Source organism: Kitasatospora sp. NPDC056731 (assembly GCF_040687675.1).
Classification (GTDB): domain Bacteria; phylum Actinomycetota; class Actinomycetes; order Streptomycetales; family Streptomycetaceae; genus Kitasatospora.
In genome coordinates this window covers 115,507-133,203 of the sequence record NZ_JBFBNR010000006.1, presented here as the reverse complement: position 1 = coordinate 133,203, position 17,697 = coordinate 115,507, and the positions used below count along the sequence as shown (strand labels likewise).

The 17,697-nt window shown below is 75.3% G+C and carries 13 protein-coding genes; 8 read left to right on the top strand and 5 right to left on the bottom strand.

The features are described 5' to 3' along the window. The first annotated feature begins 158 nt into the window (after positions 1-158). Positions 159-1,211, top strand: a complete 1,053-nt coding sequence (locus tag AB0R04_RS08420) for a Rieske (2Fe-2S) protein (RefSeq protein ID WP_363369264.1) — start codon at positions 159-161, stop codon at positions 1,209-1,211. Positions 1,212-1,227: 16 nt separating this feature from the next. On the opposite strand, the gene AB0R04_RS08415 is transcribed toward AB0R04_RS08420, so the two are convergent. Together AB0R04_RS08415 and AB0R04_RS08410 are read right to left on the bottom strand one after the other, a co-directional pair. Beyond that, positions 1,228-1,437: a hypothetical protein gene (locus tag AB0R04_RS08415; protein ID WP_063349010.1), complete on the bottom strand. Its 210-nt coding sequence runs from the start codon at positions 1,435-1,437 to the stop codon at positions 1,228-1,230. Further along, positions 1,434-2,870, bottom strand: coding sequence for a PspC domain-containing protein (locus tag AB0R04_RS08410; RefSeq protein ID WP_363369262.1), 1,437 nt, complete (start codon positions 2,868-2,870; stop codon positions 1,434-1,436). The genes AB0R04_RS08415 and AB0R04_RS08410 overlap by 4 nt, the downstream gene beginning before the upstream one ends. Positions 2,871-3,049: 179 nt before the next feature. Here AB0R04_RS08410 and AB0R04_RS08405 point away from each other — a divergent pair, with 179 nt between their 5' ends. From AB0R04_RS08405 to pcrA, 3 genes are all read left to right on the top strand, one after another. After that, positions 3,050-4,462, top strand: coding sequence for a PspC domain-containing protein (locus tag AB0R04_RS08405; RefSeq protein ID WP_363369400.1), 1,413 nt, complete (start codon positions 3,050-3,052; stop codon positions 4,460-4,462). Continuing rightward, on the top strand, positions 4,455-5,132 hold the full coding sequence (locus tag AB0R04_RS08400; RefSeq protein WP_063349012.1) for a response regulator transcription factor: 678 nt from the start codon (positions 4,455-4,457) through the stop codon (positions 5,130-5,132). Before AB0R04_RS08405 ends, AB0R04_RS08400 begins: the two co-directional genes overlap by 8 nt. Before the next feature lie 117 nt (positions 5,133-5,249). After that, positions 5,250-7,877, top strand: coding sequence for a DNA helicase PcrA (gene pcrA, locus AB0R04_RS08395; protein ID WP_363369259.1), 2,628 nt, complete (start codon positions 5,250-5,252; stop codon positions 7,875-7,877). A 25-nt stretch (positions 7,878-7,902) separates the two neighbouring features. On the opposite strand, the gene AB0R04_RS08390 is transcribed toward pcrA, so the two are convergent. Next, on the bottom strand, positions 7,903-8,760 hold the full coding sequence (locus tag AB0R04_RS08390; RefSeq protein ID WP_363369257.1) for a peptidoglycan DD-metalloendopeptidase family protein: 858 nt from the start codon (positions 8,758-8,760) through the stop codon (positions 7,903-7,905). Between the two features lie 369 nt (positions 8,761-9,129). On the opposite strand from AB0R04_RS08390, the gene AB0R04_RS08385 reads away from it, so the two are divergent. Next, entirely contained in the window at positions 9,130-9,537 is a 408-nt protein-coding gene (locus AB0R04_RS08385; RefSeq protein ID WP_063351339.1) for a cobalamin B12-binding domain-containing protein, read from the top strand. A gap of 118 nt (positions 9,538-9,655) precedes the next feature. Here the strand turns inward: AB0R04_RS08385 and AB0R04_RS08380 are convergent, their stop codons facing one another. Then, positions 9,656-11,257 carry a DUF5691 domain-containing protein gene (locus AB0R04_RS08380; protein WP_363369255.1) on the bottom strand — a complete coding sequence of 534 codons (1,602 nt, stop codon included), beginning with the start codon at positions 11,255-11,257 and terminating at the stop codon, positions 9,656-9,658. Between the two features lie 28 nt (positions 11,258-11,285). Continuing rightward, complete coding sequence (locus AB0R04_RS08375) at positions 11,286-12,584, bottom strand: SWIM zinc finger family protein (RefSeq protein WP_063349016.1); 1,299 nt, start codon at positions 12,582-12,584, stop codon at positions 11,286-11,288. Positions 12,585-12,734: 150 nt separating this feature from the next. Here AB0R04_RS08375 and AB0R04_RS08370 point away from each other — a divergent pair, with 150 nt between their 5' ends. Genes AB0R04_RS08370 through AB0R04_RS08360 form a run of 3 tightly spaced genes read left to right on the top strand, consistent with a single transcriptional unit; the run spans position 12,735 to position 17,436 of the window. Then, entirely contained in the window at positions 12,735-13,847 is a 1,113-nt protein-coding gene (locus AB0R04_RS08370) for an AAA family ATPase (protein WP_363369253.1), read from the top strand. Continuing rightward, positions 13,844-16,252 carry a DUF5682 family protein gene (locus tag AB0R04_RS08365; RefSeq protein WP_363369251.1) on the top strand — a complete coding sequence of 803 codons (2,409 nt, stop codon included), beginning with the start codon at positions 13,844-13,846 and terminating at the stop codon, positions 16,250-16,252. The genes AB0R04_RS08370 and AB0R04_RS08365 overlap by 4 nt, the downstream gene beginning before the upstream one ends. A gap of 20 nt (positions 16,253-16,272) precedes the next feature. Further along, positions 16,273-17,436: a VWA domain-containing protein gene (locus AB0R04_RS08360; protein WP_363369249.1), complete on the top strand. Its 1,164-nt coding sequence runs from the start codon at positions 16,273-16,275 to the stop codon at positions 17,434-17,436. Positions 17,437-17,697 lie beyond the last annotated feature (261 nt).

Genomic DNA, 17,697 nt, shown 5'->3' with positions numbered 1-17,697 from the left:
CGGCCGTGCCGTCGTTCCCGTACCAGGGAGCGGCGGCACGGCCGTTCGCGGTGGGGCGGCCGCCCGGGTGGGGACCTCCCACCGAAAGCGATCGGGAGCGGGCAGAATGCGGACCGGACCTGTCAGGGAGTGGCGGGCCGCGAGGGAAGGTGTGAGCGATGTCGGAGGCTGGCAACTCCGTGGCGGGTGACGGGGAAGCGGGCGTCGGGGGAGCGGGTGTCGGGGGAGCGGCCGGTCTGGCCGACCGGGCGGCGCAGTGGCGGGCGTCCGCGTCCCGGTACGCGCTGCTGCCGCTGCGGCTCTTCCTCGGCGTCACCTTCGTGTACGCCGCCCTCGACAAACTGTCCGACGCGCACTACCTGGCCGGGGCGGCCGACCCGGCGTCGTTCGTCTCGCAGACCCAGGCGGCCAAGGGCGGCAGCCCGATCTCCTTCCTGCTCGGCGCCGCCCTGGACGCGCCCACCCTGTTCGCGCTCGCCGTCGCCTTCGGCGAGCTGGCGGTCGGCCTCGGCACCCTGCTCGGCCTCTGGGGCCGGGTCGCGGCGCTCGGCGGCGCGATGATCAACCTCAGCCTCTGGCTGTCCATCAGCTGGAGCGTCTCGCCGTACTACCTGGGCAACGACCTCGGCTACCTGATGGCCTGGACACCGCTGCTGCTGGCCGGCACCCCGGACCTGTCGGTGGACGGCTACCTCGCCCGGCGGGCCGGCCGGGACCGGGGGCGCGGGCTGGGCGAGGACCGCGTCAGGCGCCGGGCGCTGGTGGACGGCGGGATCGCCGCCGTCGCGATCGGCGGCGCCGGGCTGCTCACCGGCTCGCTCACCCGGACCTTCGGCCGGGCCAAGCACTCCGCGCCCAAGCAGTCCGCGGCCCCGGCCACCACCCCGGCGCCGTCCGGACCGGCCCCCTCGGTGGCCGCCGCGAGCGTGCCGGTCGGCGGCTCGGCCCAGGTCAAGGACCCGGCCACCGGGGACGCCGTCTACATCGTGCAGCCCAAGGCGGGCCAGTACTGCGGCCTGTCCGCGGTGTGCACCCACTCCGGCTGCGCGGTCGACGCCCCGAAGAACGGCCAGCTGTACTGCCCCTGCCACGGCTCCCGGTTCGACGCCGCCACCGGCGCGGTGGTCAACGGGCCGGCGGTCAAGCCGCTGCCGAAGTACACCGTCACCCAGGCCGGCGACAAGCTGAACCTCGGGCCGCTGCAGAGCTGAGCCTGATCGGGCGGGTTCAGTCCCGGCGGTCGGTGCGGCCGCGCCGGGTGACCGCCGCGACCGCACCGGCCAGGCCGCCGAGGCCGAGCACGATGAAGGTGACCGGGATGACGATCCGGCCGTTCACCGCCTGGTCGTTGAGCGCCGCGACCAGGTAGACCACCGCGATCGTGCTGAACAGCGCCCCCGCGATCAGCGAGAACAGGTCGAGCCGGTGCTTCCTCACTGCTGGACCACCTTGATGTTGCCGATCCCGACCGCGAGTTCGAGATCGAATGTGCCCTTGGACGGATGGCCGCTGCCGGGTGGCAGCAGGTAGGTGTGGCGGCCGGTGCCGTCGTTGCGGTCACCGGGGGCGGAGACGTCGCCGAGGCCCACCCGGGCCACCAGGTTCACCGTCACGTCCGGCGGCAGGATGACGGTCAGCTCGCCGGCGCCGAGTTCGACCTTGCTGGTGAGGGTGGTCCCGGCCGGGTCGAGCCCGCTCAGGTCCAGCCGGAGCTGGCCGGCCCCCAGGGAGTACCGGGGCTGGAGGTCGGCCGAGGCGATGACGGTGAAGTCGCGTTGGCCGACGGCGTTGCGCATGGAGTCCGGGGAGTGTCCGACGAAGACCAGCGCCAGGGTGAGCATCAGGCCCGTCACCGCGAGCTTGCGGGCCCGGCCGAACTTCGAGCCGATCAGCAGCGTCAGGCCGATCACCAGCAGCGCGGTGGCCAGCACGGTCGCACTCAGCACGGTGACGCTGGTGTGGCCGGCCGAGACGGACCAGACTGCGGCACCCGCGCCGATCGCCAGCAGCAGGCCGAAGAAGCCGAGCGCGGACCGCTCCCGGGGGTGCCGGGCGGCGGCGGGCCGGGGCCGGCAGGCCGGGCCGTCCTTGCGCAGCGGGTCGCCCGCGGGCAGGTCGACGCGCTGCCACCAGGGCTGGGCCGGGCCGCCCGCCGGCGGCACCGGGGTGCCGAAGGGCGGGGTGGGGCCGGCGCCGTACGGGTTGCGCTCGGGGTGGCGCGGGTCCCACAGGTAGCCGGTCGGGCCGGGGGCCGGGGAGTCGGCGGGCACCGTTCCGGCGGCGCGTTCGGCCGCGTGCCGGGCACGGGCGGCCTCGTCGTCCTCCGACCCGGACCACGGGTACGGGCCGGACTGGTCCCCGTCGGGGTAGTGGCGGTCGTACGGGCCGCCGGGGCGGCGTCGGCGCAGCCGGCCGCGGCGGCGGTCCGGGTCGTAGCGCACCGCCAGGAAGACCAGGCCGGCGAGCAGCAGCAGCGGGAACAGCTGGTCGTCCTGGCCCATCGAGGAGAAGAACACCCCGGTACCGATCACGGCCAGCAGCACCGCGCCGACCGACTGGCCGTCCACCCGGCCGGTGAGCACCCGCTGGAGTTCGGTGCGCCCGTGCCGGGTGCCGCCCCGGCCGTCCGGCACCGGCTCGGTGGGGACGATCAGCCAGGCCAGGCCGTACAGGAACAGCCCGAGGCCGCCGGAGAGGCAGAGCACCACGGTGACCACCCGGAAGACCACCGGGTCGATGTCCAGGTGCCGCCCGAGGCCGCCGCAGACGCCGGCCACCACGCGGTGGTGCTCGGTCCTGGTCAGCGGGGGGCGGTCCGGTTCCGGCGGGGCGGCGGGCCCGGTCTCCTGGATGCGGTGGTCGTCGGTCATGGGCACCATCCTCCCGGCTGCCCCGGCCCGGCCCAACCGGTGCGAGCCCTGTCCGGACCCTGACTTGTCCCTGAGAAGGGGTCAGGGACACACCCTGATGCGTCCGCGTGCGCGGGCGTGGAACCATCGGTGGCGTGGCAGCACCCGGTTCCGACCCCCGATCCCTCGCCCCCGACGCCGTGCCGTCGGGCGGCACCGACCCGACCGCGCCCGACGGCGGACGGCCGCCGTACCGCCGGCTCTACCGCAGCCCGCAGGGGCGGATGCTCGGCGGCGTCGCGCAGGGGCTCGCGGTGCACCTCGGGCTCCCGGTGCGGTGGGTGCGGCTCGCGTTCGTGCTGCTGTTCTTCGCGCAGGGGATCGGCACCCTGCTGTACGCGGCGTTCTGGTTCGTGGTGCCGATCGGCATCGGCGAGCCCGCGCAGCGCGGCGCCGCCCACTGGGTGTACGTCAACGGCGCCTTCGTCCCGACCGGGTCGGGGCAGCAGCCGGGCGGCGCGCTGAGCAAGGGCCGCGGCGGCTGGCTCGGCCGGCTGCGCGAACTGCTCCAGCACGCCCTCCAGGGCGAGCCGGCCGCGGCCCCCGCGGAGGGGGAGGACAGCGCGGCCGGAAAGACCGGGCAGGGCGGCCTCGGCCAGCTCGCCGCCCTGGTGATGATGGTGATCGGCATCACCGCCCTGCTCAACGCGCTCGGCCTGCAGACCGCCAAGCCGTACACCTGGCCGCTGCTGGCGATCGGCGTCGGCGTCGCGCTGGTCTGGCGGCAGGCCGACGACTCGCGCTGGCAGCGCTGGTTCGGCCTGGAGGAGGGCGACAAGCGGCGCGGCGCCTACACCCGGGTCGGCACCGGCGTGCTGCTCGTGGTGGCCGGCACCATCGCCTTCCTCGCCATGCAGGGCAGCGGCTCGACGCTCGGCTCGGTGGTCGAGGCCTCGCTCGCGGTGCTCGCCGGGGTGCTGGTGCTGCTCGGCCCGTACGGGCTGCGCCTGTGGCAGGACCTCGGTGCCGAGCGCACCGCCCGCATCCGCGCCCAGGAGCGGGCCGAGATCGCCGCGCACGTCCACGACTCGGTGCTGCACACCCTGACCCTGATCCAGCGCCGGGCCGAGGACCCCAAGGAGGTGCTGCGGCTGGCCCGTGCCCAGGAGCGCGAGCTGCGGCTGTGGCTGTACCGCCCGGAGGCCGCCGCCGAGGCCGCTCCCGACACCATGGCGGAGAGCCTGCGCGCCGTCGTCGCCGAGGTCGAGGACCGGCACGGCGTCCCGGTCGAGGTCGTGATCGTCGGCGACTGCCCGATGGACGAGCGGATCGCGGCCCAGATGCAGGCCGCGAGGGAGGCGACCGTCAACGCGGCCAAGTACGGTGGCGGGGGACCGGTCCAGGTCTACGCCGAGGTGGAGGGGAAGACGGTGTCGGTGTTCGTCCGCGACCACGGTCCCGGCTTCGACCCCGACACGGTGCCCGAGGACCGGATGGGCGTACGGGAGTCGATCATCGGCCGCATGAAGCGCAACGGCGGCACCGCACGGGTGCGGCCCGCGCCGGACGGCGGGACCGAGGTCGAGCTGGAGATGGAGAGAACGAATGACTGAGGCAGCGCCGGAGCGCACCGCGAGAGTCGTCCTGGTGGACGACCACCGGATGTTCCGCACCGGGGTCCGGGCCGAGATCGGCCGCACCGAGGCGACCGGCATCGACGTGGTCGGCGAGGCCGACGACGTCGAGTCGGCGGTGCGGGTCGTCGCCGAGACCCGGCCGGACGTGGTGCTGCTCGACGTCCACCTGCCCGGCGGCGGCGGTGTCGAGGTGCTGCGCCGCTCGGCCGGGCTGATGGGCGAGCAGGGCGGGGTCAAGTTCCTCGCCCTGTCGGTGTCGGACGCCGCCGACGACGTGATCGGCGTCATCCGCGGCGGCGCGCGCGGCTACGTGACCAAGACCATCACCGGCACCGACCTGGTCAACGCGATCTTTCGGATCGCCGACGGCGACGCGGTGTTCTCGCCCCGGCTGGCCGGCTTCGTCCTGGACGCCTTCGCCGCCACCGACACCCCGCCGGTCGACGAGGACCTGGACCGCCTCACCCAGCGCGAGCGCGAGGTGCTCCGCCTGATCGCGCGCGGCTACGCGTACAAGGAGATCGCCAAGCAGCTCTTCATCTCGGTGAAGACGGTCGAGAGCCACGTCTCCGCCGTCCTGCGCAAGCTCCAGCTGAGCAACCGGCACGAACTGACCCGCTGGGCCACCGCCCGCCGGCTGGTCTGAGCCCCGGCCCGGGCGGCCGAGCCCATGTGCTGCTGAGCTCCGGTCGCGAGCCCGTCCGGTCCGGTTTTCTCCGGGCCGGGCGGGCTTGTCGGTGGGTGGCCATAGACTCGGAGTGCCATGAGTAGCCTCTTTGACGACCTCCCGCTCCCCGGTTTCGAGGCACCCGCCGCCGGGTCGAAGCAGCCCGCCGTGCCCCTCGACGAGGAGCCCCCGCCGTACGAGGACGACGCCCCGTACGAGGCCTACGAGGAGGCCATCCCGGAGGGGCTGTTCCAGACCGACCACGCCGCCGAGACCTCGCGGGACGCCTGGTACCGCAACGGCGCCGCCCGCACGGTGGTGGATCCGGCACAGCTGCTGGAGGGCATGAACGACCCGCAGCGCGAGGCGGTGCTGCACGCGGGCTCGCCGCTGCTCATCGTGGCCGGCGCCGGCTCCGGCAAGACCCGGGTGCTGACCCACCGGATCGCCCACCTGCTGGGCGCCCGCGGCGTGCAGCCGGGCGAGATCCTGGCGATCACCTTCACCAACAAGGCCGCCGGCGAGATGCGCGAGCGCGTCGAGGCGCTGGTCGGCCCGCGGGCCCGGGCGATGTGGGTGTCGACCTTCCACAGCGCGTGCGTGCGGATCCTGCGCCGCGAGTCCAAGGTGCTGGGCTTCACCTCCAGCTTCTCGATCTACGACTCGGCCGACTCGCAGCGGCTGATGTCGCTGGTCTGCCGCGACCTCGACCTGGACCCGAAGCAGTTCCCGCCGAAGTCCTTCACCGCGAAGATCAGCAACCTGAAGAACGAGCTGATCGACGAGGAGACCTTCGCCGACCAGGCCGCCAACCCGATGGAGAAGAAGCTCTCCGAGGCGTACACGCTCTACCAGCGGCGCCTGCGCGAGGCCAACGCGCTGGACTTCGACGACATCATCATGACGACGGTGAACCTGCTCCAGGCCTTCCCCGACGTCGCGGAGCACTACCGGCGCCGGTTCCGGCACATCCTGGTCGACGAGTACCAGGACACCAACCACGCCCAGTACATGCTCGTCCGCGAGCTGAGCGGCGGATCCGTCGCGGCCGCGCCGAAGCGCACCGTGGACGGGGAGTTCGTGAACCCGGCCGCCGGGCGCCTGTCCGAGGTGCCGCCGGCCGAGCTGTGCGTCGTCGGTGACGCGGACCAGTCGATCTACGCCTTCCGCGGCGCGACGATCCGCAACATCCTCCAGTTCGAGGAGGACTACCCGAACGCGACCACGATCCTGCTGGAGCAGAACTACCGCTCCACGCAGACCATCCTGAGCGCCGCCAACGCCGTCATCGAGCGCAACGCCAACCGGCGCGAGAAGAAGCTCTGGACGGCCGGCGAGCACGGCGAGAAGGTCGTCGGCTACGTCGCGGACGACGAGCACGGCGAGGCCCAGTTCATCGCCGACGAGATCGACCGGCTCACCGACGCGGGCGACGCCAAGCCCGGCGACGTCGCGATCTTCTACCGGACGAACGCCCAGTCCCGCGTGTTCGAGGAGGTGTTCATCCGGGTCGGCCTGCCGTACAAGGTGGTCGGCGGGGTGCGCTTCTACGAGCGCAAGGAGGTCCGGGACGTCCTGGCGTACCTGCGGGTGCTCTCCAACCCGGAGGACACCGTGCCGCTGCGCCGGATCCTCAACGTGCCCAAGCGCGGCATCGGCGAACGGGCCGAGGCGATGGTCGACGCGCTGGCCGCACGGGAGCGGATCTCCTTCGCCCAGGCGCTGCTGCGGGTCGACGAGGCGTACGGGATGGCCGCGCGCTCGGCCAACGCGGTGAAGAAGTTCAACGTCCTGATGGCCGGGCTGCGGCAGGTCGTCGAGTCGGGCGCGGGCCCGGCCGCGGTGCTGGAGGCCGTCCTGGAGGAGACCGGCTACCTGGCCGAACTCCAGGCCTCCACCGACCCGCAGGACGAGACCCGGGTGGAGAACCTCCAGGAACTCGCCTCCGTCGCCCTGGAGTACGAGCAGGACCCGGGCGAGCGGCCCGACGCCGACGAGGAGGGCACCCCGCCGGTCGGCTCGCTGCCCGACTTCCTGGAGCGGGTCGCGCTCGTCGCCGACTCCGACCAGATCCCGGACGACGAGGAGGGCCGGGGCGTCATCACGATGATGACCCTGCACACCGCCAAGGGCCTGGAGTTCCCGGTGGTCTTCCTGACCGGCATGGAGGACGGGATCTTCCCGCACATGCGGGCGCTCAACCAGGTCAAGGAGCTGGAGGAGGAGCGGCGGCTCGCCTACGTGGGGCTCACCCGGGCGCGGCAGCGGCTCTACCTGACCCGCTCGGTGCTGCGCAGCGCCTGGGGGCAGCCCGCGTACAACCCGGCCTCGCGGTTCCTGGAGGAGATCCCGGAGGACCTGGTGGAGTGGAAGCGGAGGGGGGCGGCGCAGGCGCCGGCCGCGCGCGGCTTCTCCTCGGGGTCGTCCTGGGGCAAGTCCTCGTCGGGGGGCGGTGGTTCGCGCTCCTCGTCGGGTTCTTCGGGCTCGTCGGCCTCGTCGAAGCCGAAGGCGGGCTGGGGGCAGTCGGCGCGACGCGGCGGCCAGGCCGTCGAACGGGACGCCGTCTCGCTCGCGGTCGGGGACCGGGTCACCCACGACACCTTCGGGCTGGGCACGGTGGTGGGCGTCACCGGCGTCGGCGACCGGGCGCAGGCCACGGTCGACTTCGGCTCGGAGGGCCGCAAGCAACTGCTGCTGCGCTACGCGCCGGTGGAGAAGCTCTAGAGCGTTTCCCCGGCCGGACAGGGCCTCAGCGGGGGTCGAGCCCGTTCGAGAGGAACCACGGCAGCGGGTCGACCGGCCCGCTGCCGGCCGGGCGGATCTCGAAGTGCAGGTGCGGCCCGGTGCTGTTGCCGCTGCTGCCGACGAAGGCGATGACGTCGCCCTGCTTCACCGGCCCCTTGCGGACCTTGTACGCCCGCAGGTGGCAGTACCAGGCCTCGGTGCCGTCGGGCATCTTCAGTACCGTCATGTAGCCGTACGACGGGTTCCACTGGGTGCGGATCGTGCCGTCGGTGACGGCCATCACCTCGGAACCGCCGTCCACCGGGAAGTCGATGCCGGTGTGGCGGTTGGCCCAGTGGGTGCCGGCCTCGCCGAACAGCTCACCGAGGCCGTGCCGGGCGACCGGCATGACCACCTTGGGCTTGACGGGCTCGGCGCTCGGCTGCGCGCCCGGGGTGCCCTGCGCGCCCGGGGTGCCCTGGGTGTCGGCGGGCTGGGCGCCGGCCAGCGGCTGGCGGGCGTCACCGCGGGAGGCCTGGGCCGGGTCGCCGGCCGCGACCGCCTGCCGGGCGGCCGTCTTGGCGGCCTCGGCGCCGCCGTCGGCCGGGTTGTCCGGGCTGTTCGGGTTGCCCTGGGCGTCCGGGGCGTCGACCGCCGTCCGTGCCGTCCGGCCGGCCGCCTGGGCGTGCTGATCGGCCTCGCCCCGCACGGTGACGGCCGCCGCGGCGGCGACCCCGAGCGCGGCCACCGACGGCAGCGCGACCCGCAGCAGTGCGGTTCTGGTGGCGGCCTTGGCGGCGCCGCGGCGCTGGGTGCGGGACTCCTCGCGGGCGGCGAGGCGCAGCTCCGCACGGGTCGGGCGGGCGGCTGCGTCGGGAGCCATCGGGGGCTGCCTCCTCGGTGGGCCTGGGGCGCGTCGTCGGGCAGGGGGAGCGGCGGGGAAAGCGGCAGGGAAAAGCGGTACGGGGGAAGCGGGGAGAAATCAGCCGAGACTGTAGCCGCAAGGCCGACGCCCCGGAAAAACCTCCGGTTGTCAAGAGGTCGGCCGGGGGTCTGTGCGGTGGCCGGGTGGACGGGCATACCCACTGGTAGCAAGGCCGGGGGCTGTGACTTTGCCCTCCTCTTGGGAGGTGGCGCGGCCAACCGGGCCGGGTGGCGCTAACCTCCCCTCAGGTTGGTTATTGGCCGTTAACCGCACCCGTGGCCCGCGAGGTCCGGTCGGATGGTGGACGACGAGGTCCAGGAGGCAGTCATGAGTGTGTCGGGGCCGATCCGTGTGGTGGTCGCCAAGCCGGGGCTCGACGGTCACGACCGTGGCGCCAAGGTCATTGCGCGCGCCCTGCGCGACGCCGGTATGGAGGTCATCTACACCGGGCTGCACCAGACGCCCGAGCAGGTCGTCGACACCGCGATCCAGGAGGACGCGGACGGCATCGGGCTGTCGATCCTCTCCGGTGCCCACATGACGCTGTGCGCACGGGTGTTGGAGCTGTTGAAGGAGCGCGACGCGGCGGACATCAAGGTCTTCTGCGGCGGGATCATCCCGGACGACGACATCGCCGAGCTCAAGGCGATGGGCGTCGCGGACATCTTCACCCCGGGCACGTCCACCCGGGACGTCGTGGCCTGGGTCGCGGCCAACCTGCGGGCGGCCGGCTGAGGTTGACGGTGCGGGACGGGCCGGCCCCAGGCTTCGGCGGGGCCGGCCCGTCCTGTCGTTCTGTCGTTCTGCCGCTTCGGGAGCGGGCGGCAGGTGCCCGGGTCTCAGGTGCCAGGCGTCAGGCGTCGAGTTCGGCGAGCATCGCGGCCCGGAAGCGCAGCGTTCCGGCCAGCCGGGCGAAGGTCTCCGACCAGGCGGAGTCGGGCGCGGCCCCGGCGGCCAGCTCCTCCACGGCGGCCGCCGTCTCCGGGGCGAGCGCGCGTTCCGTCATCCCGAGCACCCCGCTGTGGCTCCACGGGTACGCGCCGGAGCCGGCGGCGCGGGCCAGGGCCGTCACCACGGCGGTGGACAGCGGCGGCGTCCACGGCGTGCCGCAGGCGCCGAGCAGTTGGAAGGCCTCGCCCAGGCCGTGCACCTCGATGAACGCGGCCGTCCAGGCGGCCCGCTCCTCGGGTGGGAGGACGGCGAGCAGCTTGGCGGGGGCGCCGGTGACGCGGGGGGCGCGGGCCCGTCCGGCGCCGCGGGCGGGCGGTGCGGGCGCCGGGCCGAGCAGCGCCCGGGCCCAGTCGGCGTCGTGCTGGCGGACGGCGGCGCGCGCCCAGGCTTCGCGCAGGTCGTCGGCCCAGCTGCTGCTGGTCTCGTCGATGCTGTCGCCGACCCGCAGGGCGAGCAGCTGCTCCGGTGCCAGGCCGGTGCTCTCGGGCCAGAGCCGCAGCGGTGCGGCGGCGATCACCTCGCCGAACCACCAGGCCCGTTCGCCGCGTCCGGTGGGGGACTTGGGCGGTATGCCGTCGCGTTGCATGGCCGCGTCGCACTCGGCGGGCGGGGTGACCAGCAGGTGCGTCCCGGCCGCGGCGAGGCGGACGGCGACCCTCGCCCGCTCGGCCATCCGCCGGGCGAGGGCCGAGCCGGGCAGGGTGGAGAGCAGTTCGGCGGCGGTGGCGCGGACGTTCTTGCTGCGGTCGCCGAGGGCGGCCTCCAGGAAGGGTTCGTCGGCGGCGGAGAGGCCGTCCTGGAGGGCGTCCAGGAAGAGCAGGCGGTCCTCGGCGCGCTCGGTGGACCAGGTGCCGCTCAGCAGCTCCAGGCCGGCGGCCGGATCGCGGCGGCGCAGCAGGGTGAGGTGGGTGACCCGCTCGGCGAACAGGCCCTCGTGCCACAGCTGGTGGTCGACGGGCCCGCCGGGCTGCTCGGCCGGGTCGGGGGTGGCGGTGCGCAGCACGAAGCGCCAGTCGGGGTTCTGCTCGGCCAGCCAGCGGCCCAGCGGTCCGGCCAGCGCGACGGCGTCGGAGCGCAGTTCGCTGCGGGCGCGGGCGGCGTCGAGCAGGCCGGGTATCAGTGCGCCGGGCGGGCGCAGACCCCGGGCGCGGGCGGTGGCGAGCCACTGCGGGAGCAGTTCGGCGAGGTTGGCCAGGGTGGCGCCGCCGCTGCCGCCGGACCGGCCGGCCAGCAGGACGGCGAGCCGGCGGGCGGCCGCCGCGGGCAGCTCGGGGCGCCGGTCCTCGGGCGCGGGCGGGCCGGGTGGTCCGGCGGCGGGGACGGGCAGGGCGCCGGCCCGGCGGCGGACGGTGGCGAGGGCGGCCAGCTCCAGCAGCGCGGTGGCCGGGTCGGCCTGGTCGACGGTGTCGGCGAGCGGCAGGGTGGTGGCCGGGAGCGGGCGGCGGTCGGTGCCGAGCAGGGCGGTGGTGTGCAGGCTCTCCCACGGGTCCTGGGTGATCGTCATCTTCGATGCTCCTGATGTGTTCTGGACGCTAGACGGTGGTGAGGCCGATCGGGCGGTCGTGGCCGGCCCAGGCCGTGACCGGGGCGAAGCCCTGGTGGCCGTACTCGCCGAAGACCGTCAGCGGGCGGCCGGTGGAGACCGCGGCCAGCCGCCACAGGGCCGCCTCCGGGAGGGCCGAGGTGCGGACGGGCAGGGTGTGGTGGCCGTCCGTCAGGTGCCAGCCGTCCGGGGTGCGGACGGGCACGGCGCCGGTGAGGACGGTCGGCCAGCTGTCCAGCCATGGGTCGTCGGCGACGGCGGTGCCGTAGCCAGCGACCGCCTCGGCGACGGTGAGGCCGTCGGGTGGGCCGGCCGGGCCGGGCTCGGGGGCGCCGTAGCGGGTGCCGAGGGCGGCGCGCAGCGGGCGGGCGCCGGGGTGGAAGGCGAGGTCGGCCTCCAGCAGGTGGCCGGTGGGCAGGGCGAGGTCGGGGGCCTGGCCGGGGCGGCCGAAGGCGAGCAGCAGGGCGGGGCGGCCGGTCTTGGCGCCGCGCAGCCAGACCCGGCGGGTGGTGAGCCGTTCGTCGGCGGAGTCGCGGCTGCCGAGCACCTGCCAGCGGTCGCGCACGGTGGGGCCGGCCAGGATCTCGGCGGTGTCGGTGGGGTAGCCGACCCGGGTGCGGACGGTGGCGGCCAGTTCGGCCGGCAGCTCGTCGACGCGGGTGGCGGCGGTGGCGAGCAGGTGCAGCATCGCGTACTCCTCCAGGAGCCGGTCCTGCGGGGCGGCGTCGAGTTCGCGGACCCGGGTGGCCAGGCCGGGGGCCTGGGCGTCGACCATTCGGGCGGCGACCTCCTCCCAGGGGCCGGCGGTGGACTGGTCGGCCAGGCCGTGCCGGATCCGGTCGGCCAGGCGAAGCCGCAGCTCGGCCGCGCCGGCCGCCACCCGGGCACCGCGCCGCTCGGCCCGGCGGCGGGCGGCGGCCGGGTCGGCGGGGGGCGCGGCGCGCTTCTCGGCGCGCTCCTCGCGGGAGGTGAGCCAGTCGGCCGCCCATGCGGCGGGTTCGGCGGCCGGGACGGCCTCCGGGGCGCCGCTCCACAGCAGGAGGAGCCCGAGCGCGTGCTTGCACGGGAACTTCCGGCTGGGGCAGCTGCACTGGTAGGCGGGCGTGGCGAGTTCGATCACGGTGCGGTACGGCGTGCTGCCGCTGCCCTTGCACTCGCCCCAGAGCGCGGTGCCGTCGGTGCCCGCCCCGGACCAGGGCGCGGGCGAGGAGAGCTTGCCGGCCGCCTTCTGCGACGCGGCGTCAGGTGCCAGGGACAGGACGTGTTCGGTGCTCCAGCGTTCCTCCATGCGACCGACGGTAGGCGGCGGCACTGACATCGGCTGACCGCCCGTCGGGAGCGCCCCGGGGTTTGTCAGTGCCGGGGTGCAGGGTGGTTCCCACAGGCCGGGACGCCGGCCCCAGCTCCCCCCGATCACCCTGCCGCCGAGGGCACCCGTGTGCCCGGCGGCCGACCCGAAGGAGCCCCCGTGACCGACGTTCTGCGGCAGCATGCCGAGGACGCCTTCGCCGGTGAACTGGCCGCGCTGGCCGCGCAGGACGACCGTCCGCGCCCGGAGCGCTGGAAGCTCTCGCCGTGGGCCGTGGCGACGTACCTGCTCGGCGGCGAACTGCCCGACGGCACCCCGATCACCCCCAAGTACATCGGCCCGCGCCGGGTGGTGGAGGTCGCCGTCACGACCCTGGCGACGGACCGCGCGCTGCTGCTGCTCGGCGTGCCCGGCACCGCGAAGACCTGGGTGTCCGAGCACCTGGCCGCGGCGGTCAGCGGCGACTCCACCCTGCTGGTGCAGGGCACCGCCGGCACCCCGGAGGAGGCCGTCCGGTACGGCTGGAACTACGCCCGGCTGCTCACCGACGGCCCGAGTCGGGACGCCCTGGTGCCCTCGCCGCTGATGCGGGCGATGGCGGACGGCAAGCTCGCCCGGATCGAGGAGCTGACCCGGATCCCGGCGGACGTGCAGGACAGCCTGATCACCATCCTGTCCGAGAAGACGCTGCCGGTGCCGGAGTTGGGCGGCGAGACGCAGGCGGTGCGTGGTTTCAACGTGATCGCCACCGCGAACGACCGCGACCGCGGCGTCAACGAGCTGTCCAGCGCGCTGCGCCGGCGGTTCAACACCGTCGTGCTGCCGCTGCCGGGCTCGCTGGAGGAGGAGGTCGACATCGTCACCCGCCGGGTGAACCAGCTCGGCCGCTCCCTGGAACTGCCCGAACTGCCCGGCGGCGCCGAGGAGATCAGGCGGGTGGTCACCGTGTTCCGCGAGCTGCGGGCCGGGATCACGACGGACGGGCGGACGAAGGTCAAGAGCCCGAGCGGCACCCTCTCCACGGCGGAGGCGATCTCGGTGGTGGCCAACGGCCTCGCCCTGGCGACCCACTTCGGGGACGGCGTGCTGCGCGCCGGGGACGTGACGGCCGGCATCCTCGGCGCCGTCGTCCGGGACCCGGTGGCGGACCACGCGGTGTGGCGCGAGTACGTCGAAGGGGTGGTGCGCGAGCGCGACGGTTGGAAGGACTTCTACCGGGCCGCCCGCGAGGAGGTGCGATGACCGCGGACGTCGCGCTGCTCGGCATCCGGCACCACGGCCCGGGCTCGGCCCGGGCGGTGGCCGCCGCGCTGGAGCGGTGGCGGCCGGACGCGGTGCTGATCGAGGGCCCGCCGGAGGCCGACGGCATCGTCCACCTCGCGGCCGGGAACGGCCTGGTGCCGCCGGTCGCGCTGCTGGCCCACGCGGTGGACGACCCGGCGAGGGCCGCGTTCTGGCCGTACGCCGAGTTCTCCCCGGAGTGGGTGGCGATCCGCTACGGCGTCGAGCGGGAGCTGCCGGTCCGCTTCATCGACCTGCCCGCCGGGTACGGCCTCGGCCCCGCCGCCGAGGCCGCCGAGGCGGGGGAGGCCGGGGAGCCGGGGGAGCCCGCCGGGCCGGTCGCCGACCCGCTGGCGCTGCTCGCCGAGGCGGCCGGGTACGACGACCCGGAGCGCTGGTGGGAGGACGTGGTCGAGCACCGCGCGCCCGGTGCGGGCGGCGCGGACGACCCGGACGGACTGGCGCCGTTCGCCGCCGTCGCGGAGGCGATGGCGGCGCTGCGCGCGGAGGGCCTCGGCGAGTCCCGGCGGGACGACCTGCGCGAGGCGTACATGCGCCAGCAGATCCGGGCCGCCCGCCGCGCCGGGCACCGCCGGATCGCCGTGGTGTGCGGGGCCTTCCACGTGCCCGCGCTGGCGGTGCTGCCGACGGTCGCGCACGACCGGGCGCTGCTCGCCGCACTGCCGCGGAAGGTGCGGACGGACATCACCTGGGTGCCGTGGACGCACCGCCGGCTCTCCCAGGCCACCGGCTACGGCGCGGGCGTGCAGTCACCGGGCTGGTACCACCATCTGTTCGGCACCGAGGGCGATCCGGTGCCGCGCTGGCTCGCCCGGGCCGCCGAACTGCTGCGCGCCGAGGACCACCCGGTCTCCTCCGCCCACGTCATCGAGGCGGTCCGGCTCGCCCGCACGCTGGCGGTGCTGCGCGGCCGCCCGCTGGCCGGCCTGACCGAGACCCTGGACGCCGTCCGGGCGGTGCTCTGCGAGGGTTCGGACGTCGCCCTGGAGCTCGTCCGGGACCGCCTGGTGGTCGGCGACGCGCTCGGCGAAGTCCCGGACGCGGCACCGGCGGTGCCGCTCCAGCGGGACCTCACCCGCTGGCAGCGCACGCTGCGGCTCAAGCCCGAGGCCGCGCCGAAGGACCTCGACCTCGACCTGCGCAAGGACACCGACGCGGCCCGCTCGCGGCTGCTGCACAGGCTGCGGCTGCTGGGTGTCGACTGGGGCGTGCCGGCCCGCTCGGCGGTCAACTCGACCGGGACGTTCCGGGAGAGCTGGCGGCTGTGCTGGCAGCCCGAGTTCGCGGTCCGGATCGCCGAGGCCGCCCAGTGGGGCACCACGGTGGAGGAGGCGGCGACCGGCAAGGCGGTCGGCACCGCCCGCGCCGCCGCCGAACTCGCCGAGCTGACCGGCCTGGTGGAGACCTGCCTGCTGGCCGGGCTGGCCGGCGCGCTGCCCGCCGTGATGCGGGTGCTCGCCGACTGCGCCGCGCTGGACACCGACGTCGCGCACCTGGCCGGGGCGCTGCCCGCGCTGGTCCGGGCGCTGCGCTACGGCGACGTGCGCGGCACCGACCACGGCGCGCTCGGCGAGGTCGCCACCGGCCTGGCCGACCGGATCTGCGTCGGGCTGCCGCCCGCCTGCGTCGGGTTGGACGCCGAGGGGGCGGCGGCGATGCGCGGCCGGCTCGACGAGGTGCACGGCGCGATCGGCCTGCTCGGCCCGGCCGCCCGTCCGGAGCCGGACGCCCCGGAAGGCCCGGATGCCCTGGACGAATCAGCGGGCCCGGGCACCTCGGCAGCCTCCCGGGGCCCGGACGGTTCCGAGGCCCTGGCCGACCGCTGGGCCGCCGCCCTGCGCTCGCTGGCCCGCCGCGAGCCGGCCGGCGGCCCGGCCACCGGCGCCCCCGGCCTGCTGCGCGGGCGCGCCGTCCGGCTGCTGCTGGACGACGGCCGGCTCGACTCCGAGGAGGCCGCCGGCCGGCTGCGGCTGGTCCTGTCCACCGCCAACGCCCCGGCGGACGCGGCCGGCTGGATCGAGGGCTTCCTCACCGGCGGCGGCGCCCTGCTGCTGCACGACCCGCGCCTGCTCGCCCTGCTCGACGAGTGGCTGACCGGCGTGCCCGGCGAGGTCTTCACCGACGTCCTGCCGCTGCTGCGCCGCACCTTCGCCGGGCTGGAGGCGGGCGTCCGCAGCACCATCGGCGGACGGGTCGCGGCCGGCCCGCTCGGCGAGGCCCCGGCGGCCCCGACCCCGGGCGGCACCCTCGACCCGGCCCGGGCCGACGCCGCCGTCCCGGTGGTGGCCCTGCTGCTCGGCGCCCGCCCCCGGATCCCCCGGCAGGCCGCCGGCCGCAACACCTGACACCCGTGAAGGAGGACCTGATGGCGACCACGACCGACGAACGGCTGCGCCGCTGGCGGCTGGTGCTCGGCGGCGAGGCCGACGGCACCGGCTGCGCCCTGCGCGGCCGGGACACCGCGATGGACGGCGCGCTGGCCGCGCTCTACCGCGGCGCGCCCGAGGAGGGCGGCCGGGGGGCCCGCGGCGGCCGGCGCAGCGCCGGGCTGGGCGGCTCGGCCCCGCAGGTGGCGCGCTGGCTGGGCGACATCCGCGAGTACTTCCCGTCCACCGTCGTCCAGCTGATGCAGCAGGACGCGATCGCCCGGCTCGGCCTGGAGCGGCTGCTGCTGGAACCCGAGATGCTGGAGGCCGTCGAACCGGACGTGCACCTGGTCGGCACCCTGCTGTCGCTCAAGCACGCGCTGCCCGAGACCACCCGGGAGACCGCCCGGGCCGTGGTCGGCAAGGTGGTCGCCGATCTGGAGCGCCGGCTCGCCGACCGCACCAGGGCCACCCTGGGCGGCGCCCTCGACCGCAGCGCCAAGGTCAACCGGCCCCGCCACCGCGACATCGACTGGGACCGCACCATCCGGGCCAACCTGAAGAACTACCTGCCCGAGCACGGCACCGTCGTGCCCGAGCGGCTGGTCGGCTACGCCCGCGCCCAGCGCGCGGTGAAGAAGGACGTCATCCTCTGCATCGACCAGTCCGGCTCGATGGCCCCGTCGGTGGTGCACTCGGCGGTGTTCGGCGCGGTGCTCGCCTCGATGCGCACGCTGGACACCCGGCTGGTCGTCTTCGACACCTCGGTGGTCGACCTCACCGAGCAGCTCACCGACCCGGTCGACGTCCTGTTCGCCACCCAGCTCGGCGGCGGCACCGACATCAACCGCGCGCTCGCCTACTGCCAGTCGAGGATCACCCGGCCGTCCGAGACCGTGGTGGTGCTGATCAGCGACCTCTACGAGGGCGGCATCCGGGACGGCATGCTCAAGCGCGTCGCCGCGATGAAGGCGGCCGGCGTCCAGTTCATCGCCCTGCTGGCGCTCTCCGACGAAGGTGCGCCCGCCTACGACCACGCCCACGCCGCCGCCCTGGCCGCCCTGGGGGCCCCGGCCTTCGCCTGCACCCCGGACGCCTTTCCGGAGATCATGGCCGCGGCGATCGAGAAGCGCCCGCTGCCGGTGCCTGACCAGGGAGTGTGAGGATTCACCCGGACGTGCGAACCGGACGACCGGCGGACGGGGGGTGCGCCGACCGCCCCCGTAGGCTGTCTGTGACGGTTCTCACCACGGACGGGCAGGCCCCGGGCGAAACAGTCCCGTCGTACGGGGATAACCTGCCAGACGGACGTGACGCGCGTGTTGATTGACGTGTGCGCCCGTGGCTGTGTGGGCCGCAAGGCCGTACCTCTGCGTACCCGCACCGCCCCGACGACCCGCAGCGAAGATCCTGCCGTGGCACGC

Coding starts and splice junctions, on each gene's coding strand:
- AB0R04_RS08385 (WP_063351339.1), top strand. CDS start 9,130: ATGAGTGTGTCGGGGCCGATCCGTGTGGTGGTCGCCAAGCCGGGGCTC.
- AB0R04_RS08365 (WP_363369251.1), top strand. CDS start 13,844: ATGACCGCGGACGTCGCGCTGCTCGGCATCCGGCACCACGGCCCGGGC.
- AB0R04_RS08360 (WP_363369249.1), top strand. CDS start 16,273: ATGGCGACCACGACCGACGAACGGCTGCGCCGCTGGCGGCTGGTGCTC.
- pcrA (WP_363369259.1), top strand. CDS start 5,250: ATGAGTAGCCTCTTTGACGACCTCCCGCTCCCCGGTTTCGAGGCACCC.
- AB0R04_RS08390 (WP_363369257.1), bottom strand. CDS start 8,760: ATGGCTCCCGACGCAGCCGCCCGCCCGACCCGTGCGGAGCTGCGCCTC.
- AB0R04_RS08420 (WP_363369264.1), top strand. CDS start 159: ATGTCGGAGGCTGGCAACTCCGTGGCGGGTGACGGGGAAGCGGGCGTC.
- AB0R04_RS08380 (WP_363369255.1), bottom strand. CDS start 11,257: ATGACGATCACCCAGGACCCGTGGGAGAGCCTGCACACCACCGCCCTG.
- AB0R04_RS08410 (WP_363369262.1), bottom strand. CDS start 2,870: ATGACCGACGACCACCGCATCCAGGAGACCGGGCCCGCCGCCCCGCCG.
- AB0R04_RS08375 (WP_063349016.1), bottom strand. CDS start 12,584: ATGGAGGAACGCTGGAGCACCGAACACGTCCTGTCCCTGGCACCTGAC.
- AB0R04_RS08400 (WP_063349012.1), top strand. CDS start 4,455: ATGACTGAGGCAGCGCCGGAGCGCACCGCGAGAGTCGTCCTGGTGGAC.